General features: G+C 46.6%; 12 protein-coding genes. All 12 read right to left on the minus strand.

All coding sequences use genetic code 11. The features are described 5' to 3' along the window. Window positions 1–166: 166 nt before the first annotated feature. Window positions 167–1,453 carry an adenylosuccinate synthase gene (locus tag PTQ21_RS04970; RefSeq protein ID WP_063567367.1) on the minus strand — a complete coding sequence of 429 codons (1,287 nt, stop codon included), beginning with the start codon at window positions 1,451–1,453 and terminating at the stop codon, window positions 167–169. A 444-nt stretch (window positions 1,454–1,897) separates the two neighbouring features. Next, complete coding sequence (gene dnaB / locus PTQ21_RS04975; protein WP_274569038.1) at window positions 1,898–3,259, minus strand: replicative DNA helicase; 1,362 nt, start codon at window positions 3,257–3,259, stop codon at window positions 1,898–1,900. Between the two features lies 1 nt (window position 3,260). After that, window positions 3,261–3,704 (minus strand): 50S ribosomal protein L9, encoded by a 444-nt coding sequence (gene rplI / locus PTQ21_RS04980; RefSeq protein WP_024629550.1) that lies wholly within the window; start codon window positions 3,702–3,704, stop codon window positions 3,261–3,263. Further along, entirely contained in the window at window positions 3,701–5,689 is a 1,989-nt protein-coding gene (locus PTQ21_RS04985; protein WP_063567368.1) for a DHH family phosphoesterase, read from the minus strand. Before PTQ21_RS04985 ends, rplI begins: the two co-directional genes overlap by 4 nt. Window positions 5,690–5,700: 11 nt before the next feature. Beyond that, on the minus strand, window positions 5,701–6,612 hold the full coding sequence (locus tag PTQ21_RS04990) for a DUF2232 domain-containing protein (RefSeq protein ID WP_063567400.1): 912 nt from the start codon (window positions 6,610–6,612) through the stop codon (window positions 5,701–5,703). Between the two features lie 5 nt (window positions 6,613–6,617). Continuing rightward, window positions 6,618–6,920: a MazG-like family protein gene (locus tag PTQ21_RS04995; protein WP_024629547.1), complete on the minus strand. Its 303-nt coding sequence runs from the start codon at window positions 6,918–6,920 to the stop codon at window positions 6,618–6,620. Window positions 6,921–7,184: 264 nt separating this feature from the next. Then, complete coding sequence (locus PTQ21_RS05000) at window positions 7,185–7,610, minus strand: CBS domain-containing protein (RefSeq protein WP_063567369.1); 426 nt, start codon at window positions 7,608–7,610, stop codon at window positions 7,185–7,187. Between the two features lie 185 nt (window positions 7,611–7,795). Then, the gene (locus PTQ21_RS05005; protein ID WP_063567370.1) at window positions 7,796–8,830 is read right to left on the minus strand and encodes an LCP family protein; all 1,035 of its coding nucleotides are present in this window, start codon (window positions 8,828–8,830) and stop codon (window positions 7,796–7,798) included. A gap of 299 nt (window positions 8,831–9,129) precedes the next feature. Continuing rightward, window positions 9,130–10,743, minus strand: coding sequence for an MFS transporter (locus PTQ21_RS05010; RefSeq protein ID WP_072733926.1), 1,614 nt, complete (start codon window positions 10,741–10,743; stop codon window positions 9,130–9,132). Between the two features lie 234 nt (window positions 10,744–10,977). Then, window positions 10,978–13,398, minus strand: coding sequence for a S9 family peptidase (locus tag PTQ21_RS05015; protein WP_274570447.1), 2,421 nt, complete (start codon window positions 13,396–13,398; stop codon window positions 10,978–10,980). Between the two features lie 121 nt (window positions 13,399–13,519). Continuing rightward, window positions 13,520–14,410, minus strand: a complete 891-nt coding sequence (locus tag PTQ21_RS05020; RefSeq protein WP_063567373.1) for a D-alanyl-D-alanine carboxypeptidase family protein — start codon at window positions 14,408–14,410, stop codon at window positions 13,520–13,522. Window positions 14,411–14,662: 252 nt separating this feature from the next. Next, entirely contained in the window at window positions 14,663–16,489 is a 1,827-nt protein-coding gene (locus PTQ21_RS05025; RefSeq protein ID WP_063567374.1) for an oligopeptide ABC transporter substrate-binding protein, read from the minus strand. Between the last annotated feature and the right edge of the window lie 14 nt (window positions 16,490–16,503).

The raw sequence follows: 16,503 nt of genomic DNA on the forward strand, positions 1-16,503 counted from the left end.
AGTCTACTGTTAACCAGTATTGACGGAAATCCGGGGATTATATCAGGAAGGCGTGCGAAAAACCCCAGCCATCGCTGTTTAAGCGATAACTGGGGCTCTATGATGCCTATATAGGCATATCATTTGGATGAACGTTTACTTCGTATTGCCGAGTTAACCTAGCTGCTTATTCGTAGATAGGAAGAACTTGATTCGTTTGCTCACGGTTACGGCCTACAGAGAAGATGGCAATTGGAATGCCTGTCAGTTCAGACACACGTTTAACATAGTTCTGTGTGTTCACAGGCAGGTCTTCCAGTTTCTTCGCTGCTGTGATATCTTCGCTCCAGCCCGGAAGCTCTTCGTATACCGCTTCACATTCTGCCAGCATTTTCAAGCTTGCCGGATAGTGAGTGATAACCTCGCCGCGGAATTTGTATCCTGTGCAGATTTTTACCGTTTCCAGACCGGTCATTACATCCAGGGAGTTCAGGGAAAGACCTGTAATCCCGCTCACACGACGTGCGTGACGAACAACGACACTATCGAACCAGCCAACGCGACGCGGACGTCCAGTTACAGTACCGTACTCATGTCCGGTCTCACGAATTTGATCACCGATCGCATCATGCAGTTCTGTCGGGAAAGGACCATCTCCTACACGTGTTGTGTAGGCTTTAGCCACACCGATAACCTGCTGAATACGGGCTGGGCCAACGCCCGAACCGATACATACGCCGCCTGCTGACGGATTGGATGAAGTAACAAATGGATAAGTTCCTTGATCAAGATCCAACATAACGCCTTGTGCGCCTTCGAACAATACTTTTTTGTCCTCATCGATGTATTCGTTGAGCACAACTGATGTATCACGCACATAAGGACGCAGAATTTCTGCGTATCCCAGGTAATCTTTCAGAATTTCTTCTACATCTACAGGCTCGCCGCCATAGACCTGCTCGATTACACGGTTTTTTTCTTTTACCAAATGACGCAGTTTCAGTTCGAACTCCTCCGCATCAAGCAGATCAACCATACGAATACCGATACGAGCTGATTTGTCCATGTAACATGGGCCAATTCCCTTGCCTGTTGTACCGATTTTGTTCGGGCCTTTGCTCTCTTCTTCCAATGCATCCAATACCATGTGATATGGCAGGATGATGTGTGCGCGTTCGCTGATGGACAGGTTTTTGGTCGTAAAGTCATTGTCATGAATATAGTTAATTTCTTCGATGAGTGCCTTCGGGTTGATAACCATACCGTTACCAATTACACATGCTTTGTCTGTGTAGAAGATACCCGATGGAATCATCGTCAATTTATATTTTTTGTTATCGATCAGAATCGTGTGTCCTGCATTGTTACCACCTTGGTAACGAGCAACCACGTCTGCGGATTCCGCCAAATAATCCGTAATCTTGCCTTTACCTTCGTCTCCCCATTGCGTTCCCACTACAACTACCGTTGACATAGTACATACCTCCGTGGGTGCCTTGCGCACCTTTGTATTGGTCTGTCCGTCCTCTATCTCGGCAGGAATTTGAAGTGAAATTACCAGCGGAGAAGCGTGCTAACGGACAGTGAAAATCCCCCTCGGTTTACATCCAAGGGAAGGTTTTCGCTGCTTTAACGCAGCAGTACTAGTGTACCAGTCCCTTTTTTCAAAGTCAAATCAAATGGCGAACAATTAGATATAGTCAAACTCTAATGTTCGGAATTGACTCCATATTGCGACGCAAAAAACCGGCGAAGCCAGTCAAATCTTGCTTGACAGCTAACCCCGGTTACTCGCTACGCGTTTAAATCCAACGCTATATGTCGTATTCACAACGTATTTATGAGTTCATATGATCTAATGGTTGATGCCGGGGACAGACGATTTCACTTCCCTATCGAAGCAGTCTGTGCCTGTCCCCTACATGGCAAAGGCATCATTATGTGCCCGCTCGTAGTTAACGAATTTATTAAAGTTTTTCAGGAAGACCAGTTCCACCGTACCCACCGGACCATTACGCTGTTTGGCGATAATAATCTCGATAATGTTTTTCTTCTCGGTTTCCTGGTTATAGTAGTCATCCCGGTACAGGAACGCAACGATGTCGGCATCTTGCTCGATCGAACCCGATTCCCGCAAGTCACTCATCATCGGACGTTTATCCTGACGTTGCTCTACACCCCGGCTCAGCTGAGACAGGGCAATAACCGGAACTTCCAGTTCCCGGCCAATCTGTTTCAGGGTACGTGAGATCTCGGATACCTCTTGTTGACGGTTCTCGCCGGCTTTACCACGTCCACTAATCAGTTGAAGGTAGTCGATCAGAATCATGCCAAGGCCTTTCTCTTTCTTGAGACGACGGCATTTAGCACGAATGTCAGCTACGGTGATCCCTGGTGTATCGTCAATGTAGATATTAGCTTCGTTCAAGGCTGCAATGCCCATCGTCAGCTTTTGCCAATCTTCATCACCTTTAAAGTCACCCATACGCATGACACCCGCATCCAGATTGGCCTCTGCACAGATCATACGCTGTACGAGCTGTGCGGCTGACATCTCCAGACTGAATATCGCAACTGTCTCCTGCGCCCGAATGGCTACATTCTGAGCGATATTCAGGGCGAAGGCGGTCTTACCTACAGATGGACGTGCCGCTACAATAATCAAGTCACTCCGCTGGAATCCGGCGGTCATCTTGTCCAGATCGATGAACCCGGACGGAATGCCCGTTGTGGTGCCCTTGTTCTGATGCAACGTCTCCACACGGTCGAATACTTCCATCAGAACATCCTGAATGGCTATAAAACCGCTACTGGAACGTCGGTTGGAAATCTCCAGAATGCGCCGCTCTGCTTCTCCAAGCATAGCCGCGACATCCTCACCGCCCGTGTATCCTTCACTCACAATTTGCGTAGCTGTACGAATCAGGCGACGCAGCATGGATTTCTCTTCGATAATCTGAGCGTAATAATCCACGTTCGCGGCAGTCGGAACACCATGAGCCAGCTTCGCCAGATAACTGACGCCGCCGATGTCCTCAAGCTCGCCTTTATCCTTCAGTAGCGAAGTCAGTGTCACGAGGTCAATCGGTTGATTTCCCTCGCCAAGCTGGATCATCGCTTCAAAAATTAATTGATGGCGTTTATCATAGAAATCCTCGGTTTGCACCCGTTCCATCGCTGTAATCAGGGCTTCGCCCTGCAACAGGATTGCACCCAGCACGGCCTGTTCGGCTTCCAGGTTCTGTGGGGGAATCCGGTCGAATAACATTTCGCCGCCCATCTTACTCCTCCGTTACCTGTACCTTCAAGGTAGCCTTCACTTCAGGGTGAACCTTGACGGTGACTTGCGTTACGCCGAGTGTGCGAATAGGCTCGTCCAGTTCAATTTTGCGTTTGTCGACTTTCAGACCTTTCGCTGCCAGAGCTTCTGCGATTTGTTTGCTCGTGATTGCACCGAACAGACGGCCGCCTTCGCCGGATTTTGCTTTCAGTTCAGTCACTTCAGCTTCAAGCTTTTTAGCCAGAGCTTCCGCTTCTGCTTTCTCTTCCTGCTTACGTCTGTCTTCCGCTGCCTTCTGGTTGTCCAGTGTTTTCATATTTCCGTCTGTTGCTGGACGTGCGATTCCCCGTGGCAGAAGAAAGTTCTGTGCGTATCCCTCGGACACTTCCTTCACTTGTCCTTTTTTGCCTTGACCCTTCATATCTTTTATAAAAATGACTTTCATTCGAACAAACCCTCTTCCTTTTCGATTTCAGCCAGTACGTTCGTCAGCCGTTTTTCCGCCTCTCCAAGCGTTCCTTCAAGCTGCACGGCAGCATTCGTTAAATGTCCGCCACCGCCCAGTCGTTCCATGACCACCTGAACATTCATGCGCCCCAGCGATCTCGCGCTGATGCCAATCAGTCCATCCGGGCGTTCACTAATGACAAATGAAGCGACCACGTCGGTCATATTAAGCAATGTGTCCGCCACTTGGGCGATCATCATCTGTGGAATCTTGTTGCCAGGGTCCGTGACCGCCAGCGCAATGTTCCCGTATACCATTTTAGCATGCTTTATGATTTCTGCCTTAGCAATATATTCTGACAGATCTTCTTTCATAAGCCGCTGGATCATAATGGTGTCTGCACCACTGCGACGCAGGAAGCCTGCCGCTTCAAACGTTCTCGATCCCGTATGGAGTGCAAAATGCTTCGTATCCACCGTAATCCCGGCTAATAACGCCGTCGCTTCCAGTGGAGTGAATTGTACCTTGTCATGAATATATTGGAGAAGCTCAGTCACCAATTCTGCTGCCGAAGAAGCATATGGTTCCAGATAGATCAGAACTGCATCGTTAATGAATTCTTCACCCCGACGGTGGTGATCCACAACCACGACACGCGTAGCGGATTGAACCAGCTTCGGCTCCATTGTCATGGATGCCTTATGTGTATCGACAACAACAAGCAGCGTATGCTCCGTCATCATCTGGGTTGCCTGTTCCGGCGACACAAAGGCTTTGGACAGCTTCTCATCCTTATTCACCTGTTCCATCATGCGTTCAATGGAAGGGTTGGGTCCATCCAGTACAATTCGTGCCTCCACATTGTACAGACTCGCCGCTTTCCATACCCCAATAGACGCGCCAATCGCATCCATATCAGGCATTTTGTGACCCATGATAATCACTCGGTCACTCTCCTGCATCAGATCACGCAATGCATGTGCGATAACCCGAGCTCTTACCCGAGTACGTTTCTCCACCGCGTTGGACTTTCCACCGTAAAAGGACAACCGCTGTCCAGATTTTACGGCAGCCTGATCACCACCACGGCCAAGTGCCATATCCAAACTGGACTGAGCCAATTCTCCCATCTCACTGATGGTATCCGAGCCAAATGCCAGTCCAACACTTAGTGTCATCGGCACCTTAAGATCAGCCGTCATCTCCCGGACTTCATCCAGGATGACAAATCGGCTCTGCTCCAGTTCCTGCAAAGACTTATAATTCAACATCATGAGATAACGATCAGAAGAGAGGCGGCGCAGGTATACCTCATACCGTTTCGCCCAAGACGTAATCTCGCTTGTTACACGGGCAATCAGCGCAGTCCGCTGCTGGTCGTCCATGCCCTGGGCTGCTTCGTCCAGGTTGTCGAGAACCAGAATGCCCAGTGCCATGCGTTCATTCTCATATTTATCACGAAGAATGGCTAGCTCCGTAATCTCGTAAACATATACATACCGCTCTTGCGGATTATGAATAACTCCATAATATCGATCATCCAATTGGAATTCGTCGTGAAGCTCCTTAGACGGCTCCTTGGTCCCATCCTTTTTTTCCTTCGGTTGAGGAAGTTTGGGAAACAAATTTTGCAGCGGATTACCTACCATCGTCTTCTCTTGGAACATGTCCGCGACGAAGCGATTATGCCACTCTACGGTACGATCTTCGCTGTACAGCACAATACCGAATGGGAGCATGCTGACCGCTTCCCCCTCCATTCGTTTGATCCGAATGGAAAGGCCATTAATGTAGTCGTTAAGCTCACGACGGAACGCGAGCTCCGCCTTAATCATGACGATTCCCAGCGCCGAAGCCAGTATCAGACTAATCAAACCAAGCGTCCAGTTGTAGATGGTCACGAACATAACAAGCAGAAGCAGCAGTATGAACGCCCATACGGTATAGTAGCCGTGCCAGCGTTTCTTCAGAAATTTAGGCATGACTCATCACCCTATCGTTTTGGTTTCGATATTGCCTCGCGAAGCGGGAACGCCAGATCGATAATCCCGATAATCCGCAGCGGTCCAATGAAGAAGACTGCTGCCGCCAGCAAATACGGTACAACCGGATTCCATTTCTTTGCATGTGAGAGAAAGAAGAAGAATCCGATGGCTTGAATCATGAAGCCCAAATTGATTAGAGGCGACAAGTTCATGGCGATCATGGTCCAGTACGTTCCGTCACTCTGCCTGGATATCACTTCGAACAACAATGCCAGGAAGTAATACCAGATCAGGGCACGCGGCATACGCCATTCACGCGCAGGTGGAAATTTCGGTACAACCACGCCCATTACGTTTAGAATCGGACGTGCAATGAGATGTGTGATTAGAGCCATGACCAGAGACGTGACCACCAAGGCGAATGGAATCATAAGCTGCGTCTGTCTTGCGACATCCTGAGTCATTTCAGGTGTCCATACAAACCCATTTACCATCTGACTGGATGTATTCGTCAGGGGTTCAATCGTCAATCTGACCACATCATCAATATAACTCGACAAATCAAATTGGAAGATTACACTTCCAATCAACAGGAGCAACAGATACTCGGCCAGCATGGCTCCACTTCCTGCCATTAGGGCGAACAGGGCCGATTTCTTTTTCTTGTAAGCATTGCCCATAACAATGGCGGGCAGGGTGAACAAAAGCAGTAATAACAAATAAATCGGACTAAATATGACCAAAATGATCGCCACTGGGACGAGATGCCATATAAATGATTTTACCGGTAATGAAGCAAACAAAATAACTCCAGGTATCATCATGAAAAATATGGCCAAAACCGATAAAGGAGTTAACAGCGAAAGTAGCAAGAGCAGATAAACTACGCTCCAGACAGCTGATTTAAAGCTAAATTTCAACAAATTCACCTCTTACGCATGTGATCTTCTAGCGCGGAAATATCTTGGTACCAATCTTCCAACTGGTGACCTTCCTGTTTATGCTTTTTCAATTTCTCAACAAGCAGTGCATCCAGATCCTTGAAAGGAATACCGAGCCTGCGGCCCAATATGTAACTACTCATCATCAAACTGGCGAGACTGTCCCCGATTCGGGTTGTACTGCCTTCCCATAACGCTTTGAATAATCGGGATACCTGATCAAGCACTTCGGTTTTAAGCCATTCAATCACTTTAGCGCGTTTGGCTACATCCAGTTCTTTAGGCATATTGGCGAAAGTCACTCTCCCCCGAAAAAGCTTTATTCTCCATTATAGCATAAAAAGGGGGGCCGCAAAATTACCCCAAAAAGCGGAGAAGTCCTCCGAAACTTATCTCAGGTACTTTGCGGGGACCCCGTACAACGAATTCGTATTTTATCTTGTCGAAAATTCATTTAAGTTCGCTCTTGTTCAGCTCTTCTTAAGTTTAACATGATACCGGACGGCTGTGATTATCCACGCAGTTGCATCAATATCGAATTTTGTTTCGACTTACTTCACTTTCATGGATTCCTTGGCTACAATACCCTCGCAATACTCAATAATCTGACTCCGTCTTACGATCCCGATGAAGCGCTCCATATCATCGACAACCGGCACAAAGTTCTGCACTTTCGCCAGATTAATCAAATCCTCCATGTTGGCTTCAATGGATACCGGTTTGATATCCAGCCGAAGTGGAACGTCCTTAAGCAGGAATTTTGAAGCGTTTTCAAATGTAATCTTTCCCTCGGCGTTCTTCATATACCACAGCAGATCACCTTCGGTAACCGTGCCGATATACTTGCCTTCCTTATTCAAAATGGGCACCGCCGTGAACCGATGATATTCCATCCGTTCCAACGTCTGCCGCAGAGTAGAATCCGACGTTACGCACGTAACTTCTTGTTTGGGCAGCAAAAAAAATGCGATGTTCATACCCTTACGTATCCTCCTTGTGAAATTTCATCAGTCAGCTTATTACATTCAACTTACATAGTACGCATTAGAACGCAAGATGTTCCAAAAGGACATGATTCCTTCTACAAAGTAAAAAAAACAGCAGCCCGCCAATAAACGCACTGCTGATCCTTGTCTAAAACATAACGTCTGTATGGAATTGGTTATTCGATCTTCTGCCGGTCAGGAATCATCACTTCACCGGCTGGGGTCGACTCATCCATCCAGTTGTTAATCAGCTCTTTGGCATATTGGACGTCTTTCTCATCTGCCTTGCCATAATAAATTCCGTTTTTCCGCATTCCTTCGCCCAAAATAGTGAAGCTTGAGATTTGCGGTTTTTCCTGAGTCAGTACCTGTTTGGCCAGATCAATAATGAATGAAGGCTGCATATCCGTCTGGAAACTGTCTCCCATAATCTGAATCAATTCTGGAATTTTGCTGATGGCGTTCAGATTAAGCATCTCATTCGCCATGGCATTCAGGAAAATCTGCTGCCGCTTGGTGCGATTAAAATCGCTATCCTCACGGTATCTTACATAGTAAAGTGCTTCCTGCCCGTCATAGATCGGCTTACCGCCTTCTATTGTGAACTGCACATGTTCCGGGTTCTTGTTCACTATGTCCTCATCAATCGGCAGCTTCACGCCACCAAGTGCATCAACGACTTTTTTGATCCCGTCAAAGTTAATCGTTGCATAATAACCTACATCCGCATCGAGAAATTTCTCCACCGTATTGATAGACATATTCTCCCCACCGAAGGCGTAGGCATGCGCGAGCTTGTCATAATCATCCTCACCATCCTTGTTGGCATCACGTCCAACAATCTGCACATAGGTGTCACGAGGTATGGATACCAGGAGTACGCGGGATTCTTTCGGACGAACAACGGCATAGATAACCGTGTCTGAGCGCCCACGTGTTTTCTCATAGGCACGTTTGTCTGAGCCTAGCAGCAATACCGAGAACGGTTCTTTGCGATATACTGTTGGGTCAGGCGTATTGTTGCCCTCCTGAGGGACATAGGAACGAGACAATTGGTCTTCAACTGAACCAGCGAGAAACAGATCGAAGGCCGCTACAGCAAGCTGCTGACGAAACAAATAGCCCCCGATTAACAAAACAACGAGCGATACGAGCGTTATATATAGACCTTTTCTTCTTTTCTTCTTCTTATCTTTAGTTCTGCTTGTCATCCATCGATTCCTTCTTCACTGTCAAAATGAAATTCGATACTACTACTATATAAGTTGAATTTAACTTATCCTGACCCCGCAACGGTACAGTGTTAATGATCCGTTCAACTTATATAATTACCATTAAACGTGCGCAATGGCTTGTGACACGGTGTTCTCTGAAGTTTTCTCTATCTCAAAAGAAAACGCCGCTCACGCTCGTTCTATTGTAATCATTGCTGGATGATGAAAAGTTACAATACGGTTAAATTGAAAAGAACAGTGCTCCTTTTTTACTGGCAAAAGGTGCACTGTTCTCTTCATGTGGAATGTCCATCCATTCCATTTGTTGATGCTGTCTCCACCCGATTCCTCTTCTCTTTATGACGCTGTCGCCCTGTAATAAACGCAGCGACCAGCGTGAGTACACTGAAAATAACCGCAGACCAGAACAGTCCACTATAACCCTCGCCGATTGTCTGATGAAGAGCCTGTAGCAACACATCTCGAATGCCCGGATCAGGAATTTGGGATAGTCCTTCTGTTAAGCTGGAAATATCGCTTCCTGAAGCTGCACCGCCGCCAGACGCATATTGTTGAAGCGCTTCGGGCGGCACCTGAATGCCCTGATCTGTGAGACCCTGCTGAATATTGGAGCCCAGGTTGGAGAAGGCACGAGCCAGGAAACCGGCAAAAATGGTTGGCGCGATCGCCATAGCCATCTGACGGAACAAGGAACTGGTCGCTACCGCAATGCCCTTGTTGTTCTCACCCGCTTGCTCAGTAACGAGCACGTTCACTGGAGCTCCCAGCATCATACCGAAGCCAATCCCCACAAGTACACTCGCAATCACGAATTGCCAGATATGCTCTACCCACAGCGGGAAGAGCAGGAAGCCGATAGCCGACAGCAATCCGGCTACAGATAACGTCCAGATTGGCCCTTTGCGGTCAACCAGATAACCGCCACCACCTGCACCAATGCCTGAAGCCAGAGCAAGCGGTGTAAACCAGTAGCCGGAGGCTGTGTTGGATACCCCGAGGTATTGCTCAACAAAACCTGGAATGAAGATCACGGATGCTAGAATGGCTCCTGAGAAAAAGGCAATCAGCAGCGTCCAACGAAAGGACGCAATGCCCAGAAGCTGTGTAGATACAACAGGTTCACGTTGTGATCCTTCCAGCCTTTTTTCAAGAAAGTAGAAGAGAACCAGAATGACCACACCTGCCAGGAAGAAGCCATAGAACATCGGTGAGCCAAGACTTTGCAGCATATTTACGCCATCCAGATTGCTAAAGCTGTACATCAGACTGAGCACACCGAGCGTCATGACCGCGATACCACTCCAGTCCACCGCCTTACGGCTCAGCTCCTGTTCTTCATGAATATAACGGATGCCTGCAATAAACAGCAAAATGGCGATCGGTACATTGATTAAGAACAACCAATGCCAATTCCCCGTAATGTCGAGGATAAAAGCACCGATATTCGGCCCTAGAATCGCCGCAACCCCGTTCATACCTCCCAGAAGACCCAAGGCTGTGCCCTGACGCTCCGCTGGGAACTTGCTTAATACATAAGAGCTCGCAATGATAAAGATCCCGCCACCACCCAACGCCTGGACGACACGAGCAATCAGGAAAAACGTAAACGATGTGCTTAGTGCAACGAGTAAAGACCCAATTCCGAACAAAGCCACTTCAATCAGAAACAGCTTCTTGCGTCCATAACGGTCGGAGAGCTTACCCGCAATCGGCACACTCACCGCAAGTCCGAGCGTATAAAGCGTGATTGTCCATGCTCCCCACGTCGGCGACACGCCAAATGACGCATTTAAAGTCGTCAGGGACGACGTAATAATCCCGTTATCCAGCGCAGCCATAAACACCCCGATAGCAAATAGGATAAGCGGCCATTTCATTTGTTTTTGCATTACACGTTTCCTCCCCGATCAGATTGCAATCCAGTAGCGTAAGGCTGTAATGATACATATATATTAAACCGAACCGAACAATAATGACTCACTGGTCATTTTAAAACAAAATGATTACATATGTCAATTTGTTTATATGCTTGGATACCTCATTCAATTCCCTGCTCCACCAAATAAAACCGTCCCTCAGGTTCGATGGAACCCGTGGGACGGTTTTATTGTTGAACTTAACTACTATTGCTGCATCAAGTGGCGATTCAGGAATTTCTCAATTGCACGATACAAATCCAATTGATTTTCAACATTGCCGAAGCCATGTCCCTCATTGGCTTTTAACATATATGGCACATCTACTCCACGTTTGCGCAGAGCCTCCACGATCTGATCAGACTCAGCCTGTTTCACACGCGGATCATTTGCGCCCTGGACCACGAACAAGGGGGCTTTCATCTGATCAATATGGAACAGTGGTGAGACAGCTGTCAGCAGCTCCTTGTCTTTCTCCGGATCACCCATACGTTCATAGAACATGTTGCGCTCCGACTCCCAGTAAGGTGGCAGTGAATCCAGCAGCGTGAACAGATTGGATGGTCCAACATAGCTAATTCCTGCTGCATAGACTTCTGGTGTGAATGCCAGTCCTGCCAGAGCTGCATATCCACCATAAGATCCACCGTAGATAGCTACACGCTTCGTATCAACCGTTCCCTCTTCAACCAGCCAATTTACGCCGTCTGTGAGATCGTCCTGCATCGCTTTACCCCACTCTTTGTTGCCCGCATCCAGGAATTCCTTACCGTATCCAGTAGAGCCACGGAAATTCACCTGTAGTACGGCATAACCACGGCTTGCGAGAAATTGAATTTCGGGATTGAAGCCCCATGAGTCTCGGGCCCATGGTCCACCATGCGGAACAACAACCAGTGGCAATTTGGAAGCCTCGGCTCCTTGTGGGAGCGTCAGATAACCATGAAGGGTTAAACCATCACGCGACTTGTACGTAATGGGTTTTACATCCGACATTTTACTCTCATCAATCCAAGGTGCGGCGTCAGCTAATTTATCCAGCTTACCTGTCTTGGAATCGTAGAAGTAATACGTACCCATGGATTTGTCGCTATACGCAACGAACAGAACCTGACCTTCTTCACTTATGTTTGAAATGCTTACTTCTTTACCCGGAACTTTCGCCTGGATATCCTGCATCAACTTTTTGAAATCATTGTCGAAGTATTCATAGTTAACCTTGTCCGTCTCATAGACAGCTGCAAGGATTGTGCCTTTTTCTTTAGAAGGAACGAAACTGGATACATCCACATCCTTGTTTTCATAGATGGTTTTCGTTACTTTTTTGCTGCTTGGGCTATATTCGACAATCGCTGTTTTATCCCGCTCTAAATTGGATACAGCATAGATGTTTTTGTTATCATACGTGAACATCACTGGAGCAAATGTTTCTCCGAGCTTGGTGGTCATCAAATTCTCAAATGGTTTATCTTCCGATTCACGATACATTAACGAAGAGACATTACCATCATTCGATATGGCCACACGGATTTTACCCTCATGGTCCGTAAGCCAGCCCGTAATATTGCCCGGGTTCTCTGCAGCAAGCACAGCCTCACCAGTCTTGATGTTAATCCGGTACACGTCAAAGATCCGTGGATCACGTTTGTTCATACCTACTAGAATTTCATCCGGAATATTCTCCAGGGAGTCTACCAGGATCGCTCTTGTATTCGGGTATGGCGTCAGATCCTTGCTGTTCTTACCATCAATATCCGTTACATAAATATGATAGTTCTCATCCCCTGCTTCATCCTTTACATACAACAGCTTATCCTTTGTCGCCCATACAAATCCCGCTATATTGCGTTCTGTCTCACTCGTGATACGTACCGACTTGTCCTGACCATTCTGTTTCACCACGATATTCATTCGGTTGTTCCAAGGCTCCATGTAAGCCAGATGTTTACCATCCGGAGACATCTGGAATCCTGCTTGAGCCGGCTGTTTGAAGAAGTCTTCCAGAGGTGTTAGATCTTCTGACTGCACATCAAGTCCAAGAGCGAGGTACAGCGCATCAGCAAACTCACCATGGGTCACTGAATTTTTGGCGTTAAACGCACTGCCTTCAATAATAAAATGCTGCTTCAGACGAATCGCATCCTCCGTATGTACCTTCGGAATTTGCGCCATATCACTGTATACAACCTGAATGCCATTATCCTTTAGTTCAAATGCCCGAGTAAACAACGATGCCATCTGTGCTCTTGTGAGAGGTGCATCTGGTGCATATCCTTTGGCTTGCCCTTGAATAAGACCACTTTGCTTCAGTGCGTAAATGGCAGGAGCAGCTTCATCCTTAGCTAATACATCTGCAAAACCTGTAAGAGACGCTGGAGCATCCAGTTTAAGTACACGCTGCAGGATGATTGCGGCCTGAGCACGAGTAATTGGCGTTTGTGACTCTTTCATTCCATCTGTTGTGCCATCTATGTATCCCAGTTTCTGTAGTGTCTGTGTTGCCTTCGAAGCAATGGATTCAGCGACTGTCGCCGTAGGCTTCACCGATTCTGCTGCCTGGACCGCTGGTTGAATCAGAGCGATTGACATCGCCATGGTAAGCGTGAGAGCATATACTTTTTTACTCACTACGTTCAAGTTATTTTCCCCCTTTAAAGTGAATTACATAATAATTTGGAATTATACGTAAATTATTTTACCATGATCCACCATAGGTTAACAGCGTAGAACACTCAAGTTCCATTACCCCTTACTTTGAACCGGAAAATCCATAATTGAATAGCTTTCGTGTCTCGATAAAACGTCCCTCACGACTATCCGAACCCAGTACAACGGAGATCAGTCGCTTGCCATTTCGCTCAGCCGTTCCAACGAAGTGATAGCCAGAATCCTCATCATATCCGGTCTTCAATCCATCGTTTCCATCGTAAGCATAGGGTCCGCCAATAGAGGACAGCATCCAGTTGGTGTTGCTCATGTACATTCCTTTTTGGTGCATCGACACCTGCATTTGGCTGGAAACTCTCAATATTTCGGGGTAGTTATTCAGCAGATAACGTGCAAGCTTGCATGCATCTACGGCGGTCATTACGGTCTGCCCTTGTATTTCCTTCGGATGACTCGGACCAAGTAGTTTTTCACTTAAACCTGTTGCATTCGTAAACACCGTCTTGTCAGACAATCCGATCTCTGTTGCCTTCTGATTCATCTTTTGTGCAAAAGTCTGCTCTGTCCCACTGATATGTTCAGCCAGAGCAATAGCGGCATCATTCGCGGAATAGACGGCTACAATCTGGAATAGCTCCTGCACAGTGAATTGCTCCCCTTGTTTCAAACCCAGGTGGCTGCCACCTACTGAGCTTGCATACAAGCTTATATTAACAGGGTCGTCCCAACGCAACTCTCCGTTGATCACAGCCTCCATTACAAGTAGTTCTGTCATCAATTTGCTAATCCCTGCCGTTGCAATTTCTTCGGAACCGTTAAAGTTGATTAGAATCTGCTCAGAGTTCATATCCATTAATACAGCCGATTCAGCCTTAATCCCCGGTTTGCCCACCAGCATGTCCGGTTTTACACCCAAATATATAATAACCAGTAGAGCCAGCAGCATTCCTGCCCGTATCCACCATTTTTTCATCGGAAAATCACCTCTTACAGATATAGACGAAGTGAAGAGGCATTTTGTCTGCAATTTTTATAAAAAAAGTTAAATTTTTTTTATTTTTTTGTTACCAAAAAAAACATGGACCCCATACCCCCATGCCAGAGTGTACGGAATCCATGCTTTACAAGACTTTTTCTATTCATACCTAGAAGAATCTTTTCAATTAGATCTAGCAACCGAATTCTTAAAAGGACCCCAATCCTTATTGTTGCTAATGCTTTTTTATTACTCTGCTACAACCGCTTTATCTGCATTAACTTGAATGTCATTCAGATATAAACCTGTTCCGTCACCAATCGCATAGTTCATTACACGTTTGTTAACCGGTGCTACAACAGCACGGTACAATGTCGGGAATACAGGAACTTCATCAACCATGTACTGCTGCCATTGGTTGTAGATCTCTTTACGCTTGTCTACATCAAACGCTTCAGCAGATACACCTTGTGCGAGCAATTTGTCATTTTCTTCGCTAGAGAATCTGGAGAAGTTATACAGTGCATCACGGCCATACAGACCTGCTGGATCTACGTCAATACCTACGCCCCAAGCAGCTTGATATACATCAATATTTGGATCATCTTTACCTGTGTTACCTACACGGTCATAGAAATTGTTGAACTCAACCATTTCCAGGTTTACTTTCAGACCGATTGCTGCCCACGATTGAACATAGTAACGTGCCAGTGGTTCAGCTGTGTCGCCACCTGTCATCGATACAAAGTTAATTTCAAGTGGGGAACCGTCCGGTTTCGTACGGAATTCACCATCCAGTTTGTAACCTGCTTCATCCAACAATTTTTTCGCTGCTTCTGGGTCATATGCAACACCCGGATTGTTAGAATCATGGAATTCTGGGTGAGACGGCGGAATCAATGTTGTTGCATTCCAACGCAGACCGTTATAGAAACGTTTGCCCACTTGATCGTTATCTACAGCCATCCACATGGCTTTACGCAGATTCTTATCTCCCATTTTTGCTTCAGCATTTGTTACAACTTTGCCGTTGTCAGCATCCCATGTGCCCAGTTTGAAACCGATATAGGTGTAAGCACGATCGATTGCACCCAGGAATTCAACGTTGGACATATTGGCATTGTCTTTATATTGATCTGTCGGGAATGAATCCACGAGGTCTACCCCGCCAGATTTCAATTCTTGAACAACCGTTGTTGGGTTGATTACTTTCAAAGTCACTTTGTCCAGTTTTGGAGCTCCACGCCAGTAGTCATCGTTTTTAACGAAAGTTACAGACTCACCTGGAGTGATTGTTTCCACTTTAAATGCACCAAAACCGATTGGTTTTTCACGTACTTCTTTGGAAGAAGACATTTTCGCTACATCCATATCACCGAAGATATGTTTAGCCAGTGGATATGTCCACACGCCACCTGTCAGCAAGGAAGGTGTAGATTCCTTGTACGTAATGCTGATTTGTTTTTCGCTAAGAACCTTGATCCCAGAGATCGTTTTTGCTTTTCCAGCGTGATAATCATCCATACCTACTACACTTGTAAAGTTGGAATCATAACGTGGACCATCATAAGCCTTGTTACCGATAACTTCATAAGCAAACTGCAAATCTTCAGCCGTTACAGGCTTGCCATCATGCCAGTTTACATTATCACGAATGGTCAGTGTGAACGTTTTGCCATCTTCCGATGTTTCATACGTTGCTGCACCATCGTTGGTATATACATAGTCTTTGTCCCAAGTCAGCAAACCTTCGTCAAACCATTGCAGAACCATTGCATCCGGATTACCGGAGTAGAAGTTAAAATTCAATGTTCCTTCAAACGCAGTATCGGATACCAGTCCATATGTGATGGACCCACCCTCAATTGCAGTGCCTTCATTCGTTTTGACGTTGTTGAAATCTTCGATAGAGTAAACGCCCTCTTCTTTAGTAGGCTTCTCCTCTGTTTTCTTTTCCCCTGTGTTCGTAGAAGGCGTTGGTGTTGCCGCCTCTTTCTCCGAGCACGCCGCAAGCGCAAGTACGAAGACCAACATCATCGTGAAAAATAGTCCCCGTGAAAATAATCCCTTTTTCATGAACCTTTCCTCCC

The sequence above is a fragment of the Paenibacillus marchantiae genome (genome assembly GCF_028771845.1).
Lineage (GTDB): Bacteria > Bacillota > Bacilli > Paenibacillales > Paenibacillaceae > Paenibacillus > Paenibacillus marchantiae.

Bases quoted from the DNA above. Each gene is read 5' to 3' on its own strand.
- PTQ21_RS04970 (WP_063567367.1), bottom strand. From the start codon at position 1,453: ATGTCAACGGTAGTTGTAGTGGGAACGCAATGGGGAGACGAAGGTAAA.
- dnaB (WP_274569038.1), bottom strand. From the start codon at position 3,259: ATGGGCGGCGAAATGTTATTCGACCGGATTCCCCCACAGAACCTGGAA.
- rplI (WP_024629550.1), bottom strand. From the start codon at position 3,704: ATGAAAGTCATTTTTATAAAAGATATGAAGGGTCAAGGCAAAAAAGGA.
- PTQ21_RS04985 (WP_063567368.1), bottom strand. From the start codon at position 5,689: ATGCCTAAATTTCTGAAGAAACGCTGGCACGGCTACTATACCGTATGG.
- PTQ21_RS04995 (WP_024629547.1), bottom strand. From the start codon at position 6,920: ATGCCTAAAGAACTGGATGTAGCCAAACGCGCTAAAGTGATTGAATGG.
- PTQ21_RS05000 (WP_063567369.1), bottom strand. From the start codon at position 7,610: ATGAACATCGCATTTTTTTTGCTGCCCAAACAAGAAGTTACGTGCGTA.
- PTQ21_RS05005 (WP_063567370.1), bottom strand. From the start codon at position 8,830: ATGACAAGCAGAACTAAAGATAAGAAGAAGAAAAGAAGAAAAGGTCTA.
- PTQ21_RS05010 (WP_072733926.1), bottom strand. From the start codon at position 10,743: ATGCAAAAACAAATGAAATGGCCGCTTATCCTATTTGCTATCGGGGTG.
- PTQ21_RS05020 (WP_063567373.1), bottom strand. From the start codon at position 14,410: ATGAAAAAATGGTGGATACGGGCAGGAATGCTGCTGGCTCTACTGGTT.
- PTQ21_RS05025 (WP_063567374.1), bottom strand. From the start codon at position 16,489: ATGAAAAAGGGATTATTTTCACGGGGACTATTTTTCACGATGATGTTG.